This is a genomic window from Rhodococcus sp. 14-1411-2a, assembly GCF_002259485.1.
Lineage (GTDB): Bacteria > Actinomycetota > Actinomycetes > Mycobacteriales > Mycobacteriaceae > Rhodococcoides.
Genome location: NZ_NPGA01000015.1, coordinates 1 through 13652, shown reverse-complemented (window position 1 = coordinate 13652; position 13652 = coordinate 1). Strand labels below are relative to the sequence as shown.

Here is a 13652-nt window from a genome sequence, read left to right as displayed (position 1 = left end):
GAGACATCACGACGATCCCGTCACGACAGGATCGTCGGCGAGTGCATCGGTGCGAATCTGCAGCCGTGACTTCAATTCCGCAGCCTCGGCGTCGATCTCCTCCTGAGTGAGCGCCGCCGACGTCGGAATGGATGCGGTGACCTCGTCGACGATGTCGAGCACTCGGCCGCTCGCCCACAGCTCGTCGTAGATGGTGCGGAAGGCAGCGTCGTACTCGTCGGTGAATTCGGTCGAGTCCAGGAACATGTCCTTGAGCGAATTACCCAACATCGGGCCGCCCTCGGGCATCCCCCCGCCTTCCGGAATCTCCATTCCCTCCGGCGGTGTGAACCCCTCGGGCATCTGCGGCATCCCGCCGCCACCTGCCCCGCCGCCACCGGGCATCATCGACACCGCGTCGTTCGCACCGGCGGTGGAATCTGAGTTCAGAGCCAGATTCAGATCCCACGACACCACCGAGAACGTCTTCGAGTCCAGGTCGTAGTACAGGTAGAAGTTCTTTCCCGGGCCGCCCATGTCGTCGCCGTTGCCCAGCAAGTTCTGAAGGGCAAGGTAATTCGCCAGTGAGTCGACATCGACATAGTCGGCCAGATGCGCATCGAACTCGGCCTGATCGGCACCGTCGAGCCACTTCAACAGCGTGATGATCGGTTGCAGGTCCGCGGTGCCGAGAGCGTTGATCTGGGTGTACTGCTCGGCGTACGTCGTCTGATCGTCTCCCTCGTACATGAAACTGGCTTCGGCACCGACCTTGTACAGCACCCCGTCGCCGTCCTCCAGGGAGTTGGCGTAGTCGTCGTCGGGAGCGACGACGACCAGCCGCGTCGTCTCGGCCGAGTCGTTCACCGAATACGTGGTGTAGGTGAAGTCCTGGGTCGCCTGACCCGAGGCCTCGGTGATCGCAAGAGACACCGACTCGTTCAAAGCGGGCGTGTACGGCCGAAGCGACAGCGTCGTGTGACCCTGATAGGCCCGCCCCTCGGAATACTCCGCGAAGTCGATCAGAAACGGAAGATCCTCGGGCGCATCGAAACTGAGCGGCTCCCCGAACATATTCATCCCAGCACCGCCGGGCATGGCCCTACCTTCCGGCATGGCCGCACCCTCCGGCATGGCCCCACCTTCCGGCATGGCCGCACCCTCGGGCATGGCTGCACCGTCTGCAGGTGCTGGTCGACCGGATGTCCCGGCAGTACCTCCGCCGCGCCCGGGCATCGAGCCGTCGTCGCTGCTGAGAGTGGCCAGCGTGGAATTGCCCTTCAACCTGATACCGACGTCGGCGATCAGGGTTCCGTCGATGGTGATGTCTGCGGGTACCGACTCCTTGACCCCTTCGTTCTGGAACGAGTCCTTCAGGGTCTGGTAGTCGCCGGCGTCGATATCCACCGAAATCGAGTGCGACACAGTGGTATCGAACAGATCGACCACACCCTGGACGTTCTCGGTGATCTCGGAGGCGATGACGGTTGCATCGCCGGTGATGTACGGGCGGATCCGGGTCGACCCGAACACGGTCGCCATCACCACGACGAACACCAGCAGGGTGGCAGCAATTTTCCAGTGCTGCCGCACCGTCCGCGGTACTCGGTGGACGAGCCTCCTTCGCAGGGTTGTCGGGGCCGAGGGAAAGTTCGTGTTCGGGTCGGTCACGATCAGATGTCCGTCTGGTCGTATCCGGTGAGTACCGAGACCCGTTGCCCTGTGTTGACCTCACTGAGAGCAGCGATCAACTCGCCGGGTTTCTTGCCGGATCTGAGTTGGGCCGTGAAATAGAGCTCGGTCAATGCACCCGATCGCACCGATTCGGTACTGACCAGCTCGAACTCCTTGCAGTACTTGATCAGTACGTCTTCGACGAGATCGGTGTAGTCGGCGTCGGGCGGAACCTGCACCTTGACGACCTGACGCTGCACATCGAGTTTGAACCAGTTGAACTTGCTCATCACCACCATGACCAAGCAGATGGCAAACGTGGCCGCAATGGCCAGTACGTAGAAGCGAGTTCCCGTGGCCATGCCGATCGCCATGACGAGGAAGATGAAGCCGACATCGCGAGTTTCCTTGATGGCGTTGCGGAATCGGACGACGGACAACGCACCGACGAGGGCGAACGCCCGTGCCACGTTCGATCCGACGACCAGCATGATCAAGCTGATGACCATGCCCACCGTGACGAGAGTTTGTACGTAGGACTGGCTGTACGAGACGTTCTTGTGGGTGAGTCGGTAGACCCAACCGATGGTGGCCGACAGAACGAACGACAGTGCCAGAGACACCACGATGTCGAACGTCGAGAACGTTCCGCTCAGGTCTTGAATGTTGAAATTCATCGCATTCCGATCGAGTCGATTCGAATTCCGCACTGGTTACCGGGGAGCGCGTGACCCACGCGCCTACATCCGCAATCAGTGCTGTTTACCGTTTGTTCGGATGCCGTTAACCCTAGAGACAATCTGGACGGAATTTCCACCTCAGAAGCTGGCAGTTTCCTGCCAATTCAGCCGTTCATCTCCTGGCAGCAGTGGAATTTCGAACGGCCTCGATCCGGCGCCCCAGTCGGACGCCGGTCGGTTGAATTTTTCAATTATGTTGCGGGTCAATCGATTACGTGCGCATGCCGTACAAACGTCGTCAATCGGTCGTCGAGCGAAGTGACGGCAGAATTACTTCGTCGATTATTCGCGTTCGGTATTCCGAATCCAAAGGCTTGGCGTCGGTCAATGGGCCACTCATGATTGCGCTGAACACCATGTACTGCAGAAAGTCTGCCGATCTCGGCCTGCTCGACAATTCCCCCCGCTGCACCGCGCGCACGACGACCGACTCGAGGAATCTGGCCTCGGGTTCGAGGAACGTTCTCCGCACCGCTGCCGCCAACTGTTCGTCGACCATCACCGCGTGGTGGATCGCCGCGGCGAAACGTTGATCGTGCTCTGCCCCCTCGGACACCCGATTCATCAACTCGAGCAGATCTCCGCGAAGGTCTCCCGTATCGATGCCGACGAACGGGGGCGGGCCGACCGATTCGATGGCCGCGGCCACCATCTCGGCCTTGCTCGACCATCTCCGGTAGAGGGTGGCCTTGCTGCACTGCGCTCGCTCGGCAACCAGGTCCATCGACAGTGAGTCGTAACCGACCTCGCCGAGGCACAGTAGTGCGGCGTCGAGAAATTCTCCCTCGCGCTCCACACTCACCCTCGACCGACGTGGGGCGTCGACGCTCATCCGTGCCCCCTTATCGAATCGAAACAGTTTCGTACCGCTTACCCAGCGTAGCGCTGAGGCATACTTCTGTCACCGGACGCGCAGCGCAGGTGACCTACATCACGTCCGTGTGACATTGTTGAAGCCGTCGGATCGGCGTGAACGGCTGGAGAAAATCGTGACGGCCTGGTGGCGGTGGTACGCAGCGCTCGGCGCACTCGGCTGCGCCGCTTACTTCGTCGTCCCGACCACCGTCTGGGGCCAGTCGGTCTTCGCACTCGTCGGAGCCTCCGCCGTTGCCGCCACCGTCGTCGGCACCAGGATGCACCGGCCCCGCAACCGTTCGGCCTGGCTGGCCATCGCCATGGGCACCGCCCTGTGGGTGATCGGCGACATCGTCTACGAGTGGATCCACATCACCCAGGGCAGTGTCCCCTACCCGTCGCCGGCGGACGCGATCTACCTCGTCGGCTATCCGGTCTACGGTTTCGGCCTGTTCCTTCTCGCTCGCCACAAGTGGCGACCCAGCGAACGCGGCCACGTGGCAAACAGCGCCATCATCATGGTCGCGTTCGGACTGCTCACCTGGGTGTTCGCCGTGCAGCCGTCGCTCGGCGGAGGCGGCATCTCCGGAACCGCAGGCCTGGTCGACGTCGCGTACCCCGCGATGGACATCTTTCTGCTGGGACTGCTGGCCCACTTCGTCGGCTCACGGCAGTGGCGGACCCTGTCCTACCGGCTCCTCACCGTGGCCGTAGCGCTGCTAGTGGTCACCGACACCGTGAACAACTTCGCGATCGTCTCCGATTCCTCGTCCGACAGGTCTGTGTTCGACGTCGGATGGATCATGTCCTACGTCCTCATCGGGGTCGCCGCCCTTCACCCGTCCATGCGGCGCATCACCAACCCGAACATCGAATCCGACGCCCACCTGATGGCGTCGTTCACCACTCCCACGGTCGTCGTGCTGACCGCGGCCACCCTGACTGCGCCGATCGTGATGTTCATCGAGGTCGTTCGCGACGAGCCGATCGCCCAGTGGGGATGGGCGGTACTGCTCTGTGCTCTCGCTCTGGTGGTCCTGGTGATGCTCCGCATCACCGATCTGCTGCGGTTGTTGCACACTCAGACCGTCCAGCTTCGTGCCGTTGCCGATACCGATCACCTCACCGGACTGGCCAACCTACGCGCCCTCGAGCATCGACTCTGGGGCAATGCGGGTGAGTCGACCTTGCTCACCGTCGACATCGACCGATTCAAGGAGATCAACGACACCTTCGGACGCGGCCTCGGCGACCAGGTCCTCGTGGTGGTCGCCGAGCGACTGCGAGGCGTCGCCGACGACTCGATTCTGTTGGCGCGCTTGGCCGGTGACGAGTTCGCCCTGTGTGGAGCATCGGAGTCGATGGATCCGGCCGCGTTGGCGCACCGGATTCAGCTCCTGTTCGCCACTCCTTTCGAGGTGGGGAACATGACCCTGCTGATCGAAGCGAGCGTCGGAGTCGCGTCCAATTCTCCCGGCGACGGTGAGGACGAAACGACACCCGATCGCCTCGTACAGCGCGCCGACCTCGCCGTCCAGGCCGCGAAAGCCGCTCAGTCTCGCGTCGCGTACTACGACCGGTCGATGGACCGGGACAAGAGCGAGCAGCTCATCATGCTCGGCGAACTCACCACGGCACTGGAGACGGATCAACTGCAACTGCACTATCAGCCGCAGATCGACCTCACGACGATGACCGTCGTCGGCGTGGAAGCACTGCTGCGGTGGCATCATCCGAACGGCACCGTCCTGTCCCCCAGCACATTCCTGCCCACCGCCGAACGCACCGGACTGATCCGGCCGTTGACGAGCTACGTCCTCACCCAGGCCCTCGCCCAACGAAGGCAGTGGATGACCGATGGGCTCGAGCTGAGCATCGCCGTCAACATCTCGACCCGAAACCTGTTCGACGACACTCTCATCGAGCAGGTGTGTACGGCGCTCGAGGAATTCGATTGTCCACCTCGCCGATTGACCGTCGAGGTGACCGAGACCTCGGCGATGACCGACCCGATCGGCGCGACCGAGACGCTGTCGATACTGCATGCGATGGGCGTGCAGGTCGCCATCGACGATTACGGAACCGGTTACAGCTCGCTCGCCTACATCGAGCGATTGCCGGTTCAGGAGCTGAAAATCGATCGCACGTTCATCGGCGGCATGGCACACAACCCGGCGCATGCCGCCATCGTGCGATCGACCGTCGAGCTCGCCCGTACGCTGGGATTGTCGGTGACGGCAGAGGGAGTGGAGGACGAGGTGACGATGACGGCGTTGCGCGAACTACGGTGCGGACGAGCGCAGGGTTACCACCTCGGCCGTCCCACCTCGGCAGACCGACTCCCCGCCCTCGTCGCCGAACTGAACGCGCATCTGAATACTGCTACAGGAGAACGGATATCATGACCGAAGCAGCCCTGTCGGTGTATGCCGCGATTCGATCTCGCCGCGACGTCCGCGCCGAGTTCGACGGAACCGTCGTCGACGACGAGACTCTGCGACGAATCCTCGGAGCGGCGCATCAAGCCCCGAGCGTGGGCAACACCCAGCCCTGGGACTTCGTGGTCGTCCGTAAGCCCGATACTCTGAGCGCATTCGCGGCCCACGTGGCCGGCTGCCGACAGGATTTTGCGGACAAGCTCGACGCCGAACGACGAAAGACGTTCGACCCCATCAGAATCGAGGGAATCGAGACCAGCGGAACCGGGGTGGTGGTCACCTACGATCCCGACCGTGGAGGTCGGCACGTCCTCGGTCGCGACACCGTCGACGACACCGGACTGTTCTCCGCCGTCCTCGCCATCGAAAACCTCTGGCTCGCAGCGATAGCCGAGAACGTCGGCGTCGGCTGGGTCTCGTTCTACGACGAGGCGTACCTGACCGAACTGCTCGACATCCCCGCACCGGTCCGCCCGATCGCCTGGCTGTGCGTCGGTCCGGTCCAATCGTTTCAGGAGGTACCCGATTTGGAACGCTTCGGTTGGCGTAGCCGCCGTCCACTGGACGACGCCCTGCACTTCGAGCAGTACCGCCGATGAGGGCGCGCCTGGTCGCGGCGGCCACTGTCTGCCTGCTCGTCGCCGGTTGCTCTGCGGCCGAATCCTCGACCGAACCGACCACTGAGGCAACCACTCCGGCGGCCGAGCCCGCACAGGCCCCGGATGCGGCCGACCCGATCGGTACCGTCGTTCCTCTTGCGGGTGCTCCCGAAGGTGTCGTGGTGGGATCGTCCGGGATCGCTGCTGCCGGGGTGCGGGAGCCCGACGGCGTGGTGCTGTTCGACGCGGCCACCGGTGCCGTGCGCCAGATGGTCTCGACGACGGGTGCGCCGCGACATCTTTCACTGGCCGGTCCCGACGGCCCGGTGTTGGTTCCGCTCGAGGGCAGTGACGAGCTGCTCGAGATCTCGCTCGCCGACGGCGCGATTCTGTCGACGGCCACCGGTGTCGGTCGTCAGCCACACGATGCGGTGCAGACCTCCGACGGCACCGTCGTGGCCACCAACGAGATGGGTGGCGGAGTGATCTTCCTGCGCGACGGGGCGATCGTGTCGGAGCTACCGCCGGGCCCTGTCCAGCCCGGTGGTGCTGCCGCTCTCGGTCCGTTCGCGGCCGTCGCGGACGTGCAGGGCAACGGTGTGTGGGTCTACGACGGCGCGACGCAGCAGGAGGTGTCGCAGGCTCCGATCGGCGTCAAGCTCACCCACGCGGTGACGGTGAATCAGACGGTGGCCGGGTTTGCCGACACCGACGGCGGTGCGGTCCTGCTCGCATCGGTCGACGATGTCGGCGGCATTCGTCAGATCGCATCGATCGATGCACCGGGTAACCCGTACGGGCTCGCCGTGGATCTCGAACGTCGGTTGCTGTTCGTGACGCTGACCGCGTCGAACGTACTGCGGGTGGTCGATGTATCCGATCCCGCAGCTCCGCGAATCCTGGGCGATGTTCCGACGGTGACGCAGGCCAACTCGGTGGCGGTCGATCCGCGGAACGGCGACGTGCTGGTGACCGGCAGCGACCCAGGCGCGGCGAGTTCGATTCAGATCATCCCCCGCGCCGAGTTGCCGGTCGGTTAGGGCGTCACCACCCGTAGGAGCCCGGGATTCCCTTGAACGGGCCGACGACGTCGTCGGTGATCCAGCCCTCGTAGAACCCGCCTTCCTGGGGTCGGACCGCTTCGCCGTCGATCTCGCATTCGAGGCGGCTGGGCGAGAACGCCAGGTAACCCGCGATCTCGGCGAACCGAGGGGTGGGGTTCTCGTAACTCCACCCGGCGGCCTCTGCGACAGCGTCTCCGCCGTGGACGTCCCAGTACGTCGCTGCGCCTTTCCACTCGCAGTGCGTCGATCGCGCCGCCGAGGGGGTCAGCGCGCCCGGAACGACGTCTGCAGGCGAGATGTACCAGGTGGGCGGATGGCTCGTCTCGAGCACGCGGTACGCGGCGGTCGTGCGGGCGATCACCTCGCCGCCGAGCCGGACGACGAGGGAACGATTCGAGGCTTCGAGCTTGGGTGGACGAGGGTAATCCCAGACCGATTCTTGGCCCGGCTTCGGCTTCTCGGGAACGACGGATCTCGGCAAGTGTGTACTCATCCTTCGATGGTGCCACCGGGCGTCACGGGGCGTCGACGGGATAGAGATCGTCCACCCGTTCCTCGTCGAGAATCCAGCGATCGACCTCGTCGAGTGGTTCGACCGTGCGCACCGACGTGACCGGGGATTCGGGCAGGCGGTGTTCGGTGCGGACCGGCTCGGTTCGGATCGGGTCTGTGCGGACCGGCTCGGTGCGCGCCATCGGCGCAGGGGCCGGTATCTCGGGGGTGGGGAATTCGGGCGCTGGTGTCACGGGTTCGGCTTTCGGGACCGCGATTGCCACCTCTTCGGGGGCGGGTTCTTCGTCTGTGATCTTCGGCAGTTCCGCCGGTATTCGGACGAGGATGCCGAGTCCGTGGGTTGCGGCCAACAAGCTGACCGGCGCGACGGTCGCGATCGCTGCCGACAGGGCCGGATGCAGTGTGCCGGCGTCGGAGATGAAGGCGTGCATGGCATTTGCGCCGATACTCACCAGAGCTGCCGTGATCAACACACCCCAGAAGAAGCGTCGACCACTGCGTTGATCCTCGAATTGGGCCAGCGCGATCACGGAGATCGTGGCCTGCAGGATGGTGCCGTCGACGATCACCGGCCACAGCCAGGACAGCGAGCGTGGGACACCTGCCATCGTGGCCAGATCCCACAGTGCAGCGAAACTGAGCACGAAGGACGCAATTCCGATGACGGTGGTGATGACGACCGCACTGACGAGCGTCGCACGCAGGACCTTGTTCATGGATCGTCATGAAACACGAACCCACCGACAAGTTCGGTGAAGGCTGCGACGGTCAGGGCTCGAAGGCGGCGCGAACGATGCGTCGCCGCCGCGAATGTCGATCAGGCCGGGCTTCACAGCAGTGTCGACAGCGAGTGCGCCGGAGGTAAGTCCGAGGAGACCTGCGGATTCTGATCGCCTCGTTGCGGCCCGGTGTTGTCCGCCCAGCAGTCTTCGCGAACGCGCGCGCGTTTGCCAGGGGCGCGCGGAATCGCTATGCGCGCGTTGACAATTGCGAACGCGCCTGGCGAATGCGCGCGCATTTGCCACAATCCCCCACTGCCACCGCACCGAACCCGCTGAGGGATCAAGCGGTACGAACGGCTCCGCGGTAGAAGTCGGCGCGATCGTGTGCGGACATTCCGCCCCATACGCCGTAGGGCTCGTTCGCCTCGAGGGCGTGCTGGCGGCATTGTTCGAGTACCGGGCAGCGGCCGCAGACCTGCTTGGCGGATTTCTCACGCGAGGTGCGAGCGCGGCCTCGTTCGCCTTCGGGGTGGAAGAACACGGACGAGTCCAATCCGCGACACAGACCGTCGAGTTGCCAGTCCCAGACGTCTGCGTTGGGAACGGGAAGTTGGACCGGCCTGGCGGGTGCGCCTCGCACCATGAGCTGTCTCCTCACTGAAAAAGTGAACAAGCTCACTATCTCGCATTCGTCATACTTTTACAAGTCCTTTCGGTCATTCGTAGTACTTAAAAGCAAGCGCGCTTGCTTGAAAATTGCACGTTCAGGGCGGCCGTCAGAAGATCTGCGCCCCGTTTGCGGCCCCAGGTCCGAATGAATGTCGCATTGCCGCAGTCAGACCGACTGAAAGTCACATTGATCCACCATGGCGGTCACGAAACGGCGATCAGTGACTTTCCGACATTCCCGCACGCTTTTCGAGTTCGACGAGAATGCGCTCGGCGATCTTGGTCGGCGGCGGCCCGATGTCGACGACGATCGCGTTCTCGTCGTCACCGAGTGGCTCGAGGGTCGAGATCTGGGTATCGAGCAGCGAGGACGGCATGAAGTGATCCATCCGAGCATTGAGGCGTCCGCTGATTCGGTCCTTGGTGCCGGCCAGATGCACGAAGATCACCTCGGCCCCGTCCCTCGATGCGGCGCTCAGCACGTCTCGGTACGACCGCTTGAGGGCCGAGCACGTGACGATTCCCGATCGACCGGTGGAGGTGTGCTCGGTGATCCACTCCGCGATCACGTCGAGCCATGGCCACCTGTCCTCGTCGGTCAGTGGCTGACCCGACGCCATCTTCGCCACGTTGGCGTCCGGGTGCAGGTCGTCGCCCTCCTGCAGGTCCCATTTCAATGCTCCGGCGAGGATGCCCGCCACTGTGGATTTACCCGATCCGGACACTCCCATCACCACGAGAACCGGATGATGTGCTCTGCCTGTCGTCTGTGCTGCCATCCCTCGATACTGCTCCATCACGCTCGCGCGGATCGGACAGACGCGAGAAACCGGGCGACCCGTGGGACGATCGACCGGACATGAGCGAGACCAGCGACTTCCGCCAGCTGCACGATTCGGTGCTCGACGAGCTCGGTCGCGACATCGTGAGCGGCGCGATCCCGAGCGGGACCCGAATCTCGGCCGACGACGTCGCCGTGCGGTTCACCGTGTCGCGGACCGTCGTCCGGGAAGTGGTTCGCGTCCTGGAATCGCTGGGGTTGCTCACCGTGCGTCGACGCGTGGGGATCACCGTGCAGGGCTCGCAGAACTGGAACTCCCTGGACCCTGTGGTCATCCGCTGGCAACTGGCCGGGCCTGCCCGCGCCGAGCAGTTGCTGCTGCTCAGCGAATTACGTTCGGGGATCGAGCCTTTGGCAGCCAAGCTCGCTGCGCATCGAGCAACACCCGAGCAATGCGGCGCGCTGACGGCCGCCGTCATCGGAATGTCGTCGACGTCCCGGGCCGCCGACTCCGACGCCTACCTCGAACACGACAGCAATTTCCATCGCACGTTGCTCGCGGCCTCCGGCAACCCGATGCTGCGGTCGATGTCCGACATCGTCGTGGAGGTGCTCGCGGGCCGCACCCGCCACGCCCTGATGTCCCGCCAAGCCGACCCAGAGGCGATCCGACTGCACGGCGTGGTGGCGTCGTCTATCCAATCCGGCGACGCCGACGGCGCCCAGCGAGCCATGTTGGCCATCGTCACCAAGTCCGCCGCCTCGATGTCGGCGGCCTCCGGTGTGACTCCGTCGCCCGGTCTGGTCCCCGACCAGCAGTGATACATCCCGCGCACAAAGCCAGGTACGCCGAGGCGGGGTTCATCGCCTAGATTCGACGGGTGACTGCTCTCGAATTGCCGCTCGAACTTCGCCGCGCGCTCGTTGGAGTAGCTCGGACTCCGCGTCTGCTCGTCGCGTCCGATTACGACGGCACCATGGCGCCGATCGTCTCCGACCCGCAGAAGGCTTTCCCCCACCCCGAGTCGGTCAGCGCCATGCGCGGCCTCGCCTCCCTCGCCGGCACCAACGCTGCCGTCATCTCCGGACGTGCCCTCCGCGATCTCGCGATCCTCTCGCGCCTGCCGTCCGAGGTGCAGCTGGTGGGCAGTCACGGCAGCGAGTTCGACGCCGGGTTCGTCAATGCCATCGACGACAACGCCAAGAAGCTCCTCACCGTCATCACCGGCGAACTGCAGGCGATCGCCGACGCCCATCCCGGCGTCAGCATCGAGACCAAGCCGGCCAGCGTCGCGCTGCACGTCCGCAACGCCGAGACCGCCGCCGGTGACGAAGCGCTCGCAGCTGTGCGATCCGGTGCGGCGGCGCGGGACGGCGTTCAGGTCACCGAGGGCAAGTCCGTCATCGAGCTGGCAGTCATCGTCACCGACAAGGGCGTCGCCCTCGACATCCTTCGTCACCAGGAAGCTGCTACTGCCGCAGTCTTTTTCGGCGACGACGTCACCGACGAGAAGGCCTTCGGACACCTGCACGGGCCGGACATCGGCGTCAAGATCGGACCGGGAGACACGCTCGCGGAATTTCGCATCGACAGCACCGAGCAGGTCGCCCTCGCCCTGGCATTCCTGCTCGAGGAGCGACGGCAGTGGCTTTCGGGAGCCGACGCCCCGCGCATCGAACGACTGACGATGTTGGCCAGCCCCAATGCCGTTGCCCTGCTGACCCCCGACGCCGACGTCACCTGGCTGTGTCACCCCGAACCCGATTCCGCAGCCGTGTTCGCACACCTGCTCGGCGGCGATCAGGCCGGCCACTTCAGCGTCGGGCCGACCCGCGCATCGCTTCCGTTGAGCCAGCAGTACGTGGACGGCACGATGACGGTGCAGACCAAGTGGGCCAGCCTGCAGGTCACGGATTATCTGCCGCACGACATCGGCCAGGGCCAGACCGCGCTGACCCGCGTCATCACCGGCAAGGCCACCGCCGTGGTGACTTTCGCGCCGCGTCCGGAGTTCGGAAAGGCCTGGGCCTCACTCGAACCCGATGTGGACGGCCTGCGAATTCTCGGTACGGCAGATCCGATGGTGCTGCGCAGTCCCGGCGTCACCTGGAACATCGTGTCCGACGGTTCGCAGCAGGCCGCGCACGCCGAGGTCGATCCCTCGAACGGGCCGATCGTTCTCGAATTGCGGCTCGGCACAGACGATCTGAGCGAGCATCCGTGGGACGAGGTGGAGCGTCGCCGCGCGTCGGAGGCATACTGGAAGGACTGGGCCGACGGCCTGGACCTGCCGCCACTCAAGCGCGATCTGATGAAGCGATCGGCACTGACCCTCCGCGGCCTCGTCCACGCGGAGTCCGGCTCGATCATGGCCGCGGCCACCACCTCGCTACCCGAAGACATCGGCGGAGTGCGCAACTGGGACTACCGCTACTGCTGGCTGCGCGACGCCGCACTGACCGCAGCCGCGCTGGTCGACGTCGGCTCGACGGCCGAGGCCGAGAACTACCTCTCCTGGATTCACGGGGTACTCGAGTCGGTCTCCGGCCCCGAGCGTCTGCACCCGCTCTACACCATCTGGGGTCTGGGTCTACCGCCAGAAGCTGTCATCGACGAGCTGCCCGGCTATGCCGGCTCGCGTCCGGTGCGCGTGGGAAATGCTGCGAATCAACAGGTTCAGCTCGACGTCTTCGGCCCCATCGTCGAACTGGTGTCCGCCCTCGCCCACGCACGCAAGGCCAAGGGGTCCGAGAACGGCCTGTCCGACGACGATTGGGAACTCGTCCGCGCCATGGTCGAGGCCGTCGAGCGTCGCTGGTTCGAGCCCGACCACGGCATCTGGGAGATTCGAGACAACCCCCGGCACCACGTCTACTCCAAGGTGATGGGTTGGATCACCGTCGATCGCGCTATCGGTCTGGCCGAAACCTTCGGTCGTACAACAGAACCCGGTTGGGCATCGTTGCGCAATACCATCCGCGAGGAAGTACTCGCCAACGGCTGGAACGAGGAAGTGCAGTCCTTCACCGCCGCGTACGACGGCACCGACCTCGACGCCGCGACGCTGTTCATCGGATTGTCCGGACTGATCGACCCGGCAGACCCCCGCTTCGCTGCCACCGTCACTGCCACCGAAGCCGAACTGCGCAGCGGCTCGACGGTCTACCGCTACCGCCACGACGACGGCCTGCCCGGCGGCGAGGGCGGCTTCCATCTCTGCGCCGCCTGGCTCGTGGAGGCCTACCTTTTGGTGGGACAACGCGCCGAGGCCGAAGCACTGTTCGCTCAACTCGTCAGTGCCGCAGGCCCCACCGGACTGCTCAGTGAGGAATACGACCCCATCGCCGAACGATCACTCGGCAACCATCCCCAGGCCTACAGTCACCTGGGCCTGCTGCGTTGCGCGAGATTGCTCAGCGCTGAGCCTGCCTGACCCCTGCCCCCGCTTCTGGATCAATGTGGCTTTGTTGCACTCAGACTGACTGAAACCCACATTCATCCCGATGCGGGTTCGGCTGACATGGGATCAATGTGGCTTTGTTGCAGTCTGAGTGACTGGAATCCACATTGATCCCAGGGCCGGGGCACGCGAACGAGGGCGGGCGGGCGAACGAGGG

12 protein-coding genes are annotated in these 13652 nt (G+C 64.5%); 5 read left to right on the top strand and 7 right to left on the bottom strand.

The window, feature by feature from the left end:
- Positions 1–6 precede the first annotated feature (6 nt).
- The 3 genes from CH291_RS13570 to CH291_RS13560 all read right to left on the bottom strand — a co-directional run bounded on the left by CH291_RS13570 (position 7) and on the right by CH291_RS13560 (position 3225).
- Complete coding sequence (locus CH291_RS13570) at positions 7–1650, bottom strand: CotH kinase family protein (protein WP_306437686.1); 1644 nt, start codon at positions 1648–1650, stop codon at positions 7–9.
- A gap of 2 nt (positions 1651–1652) precedes the next feature.
- Positions 1653–2330 (bottom strand): DUF4956 domain-containing protein, encoded by a 678-nt coding sequence (locus CH291_RS13565; RefSeq protein ID WP_094687768.1) that lies wholly within the window; start codon positions 2328–2330, stop codon positions 1653–1655.
- A gap of 301 nt (positions 2331–2631) precedes the next feature.
- Positions 2632–3225 carry a TetR/AcrR family transcriptional regulator gene (locus CH291_RS13560; protein ID WP_094687767.1) on the bottom strand — a complete coding sequence of 198 codons (594 nt, stop codon included), beginning with the start codon at positions 3223–3225 and terminating at the stop codon, positions 2632–2634.
- A 157-nt stretch (positions 3226–3382) separates the two neighbouring features.
- Here CH291_RS13560 and CH291_RS13555 point away from each other — a divergent pair, with 157 nt between their 5' ends.
- Genes CH291_RS13555 through CH291_RS13545 form a run of 3 tightly spaced genes read left to right on the top strand, consistent with a single transcriptional unit; the run spans position 3383 to position 7325 of the window.
- Complete coding sequence (locus CH291_RS13555; RefSeq protein ID WP_094688058.1) at positions 3383–5653, top strand: putative bifunctional diguanylate cyclase/phosphodiesterase; 2271 nt, start codon at positions 3383–3385, stop codon at positions 5651–5653.
- Between the two features lie 11 nt (positions 5654–5664).
- On the top strand, positions 5665–6285 hold the full coding sequence (gene bluB, locus CH291_RS13550; protein WP_179272067.1) for a 5,6-dimethylbenzimidazole synthase: 621 nt from the start codon (positions 5665–5667) through the stop codon (positions 6283–6285).
- Positions 6282–7325, top strand: coding sequence for a hypothetical protein (locus tag CH291_RS13545; RefSeq protein ID WP_094687766.1), 1044 nt, complete (start codon positions 6282–6284; stop codon positions 7323–7325). The genes bluB and CH291_RS13545 overlap by 4 nt, the downstream gene beginning before the upstream one ends.
- A 4-nt stretch (positions 7326–7329) precedes the next feature.
- Here CH291_RS13545 and CH291_RS13540 read toward each other — a convergent pair whose 3' ends face one another.
- The 4 genes from CH291_RS13540 to CH291_RS13525 form a co-directional block, all read right to left on the bottom strand.
- Positions 7330–7842, bottom strand: a complete 513-nt coding sequence (locus tag CH291_RS13540; protein ID WP_068053796.1) for a DUF427 domain-containing protein — start codon at positions 7840–7842, stop codon at positions 7330–7332.
- Between the two features lie 22 nt (positions 7843–7864).
- A complete protein-coding gene (locus tag CH291_RS13535) occupies positions 7865–8578 on the bottom strand; it encodes a DUF2637 domain-containing protein (protein WP_094687765.1) in 714 nt (237 codons plus the stop codon).
- Positions 8579–8924: 346 nt separating this feature from the next.
- The gene (locus CH291_RS13530; protein ID WP_008713079.1) at positions 8925–9227 is read right to left on the bottom strand and encodes a WhiB family transcriptional regulator; all 303 of its coding nucleotides are present in this window, start codon (positions 9225–9227) and stop codon (positions 8925–8927) included.
- Between the two features lie 244 nt (positions 9228–9471).
- Positions 9472–10032, bottom strand: a complete 561-nt coding sequence (locus CH291_RS13525) for a gluconokinase (protein ID WP_068053791.1) — start codon at positions 10030–10032, stop codon at positions 9472–9474.
- A gap of 80 nt (positions 10033–10112) precedes the next feature.
- On the opposite strand from CH291_RS13525, the gene CH291_RS13520 reads away from it, so the two are divergent.
- Together CH291_RS13520 and otsB are read left to right on the top strand one after the other, a co-directional pair.
- Positions 10113–10856 carry a FadR/GntR family transcriptional regulator gene (locus CH291_RS13520; RefSeq protein ID WP_037190693.1) on the top strand — a complete coding sequence of 248 codons (744 nt, stop codon included), beginning with the start codon at positions 10113–10115 and terminating at the stop codon, positions 10854–10856.
- Between the two features lie 59 nt (positions 10857–10915).
- Positions 10916–13468, top strand: a complete 2553-nt coding sequence (otsB, locus tag CH291_RS13515; RefSeq protein ID WP_068053788.1) for a trehalose-phosphatase — start codon at positions 10916–10918, stop codon at positions 13466–13468.
- Positions 13469–13652: the final 184 nt, after the last annotated feature.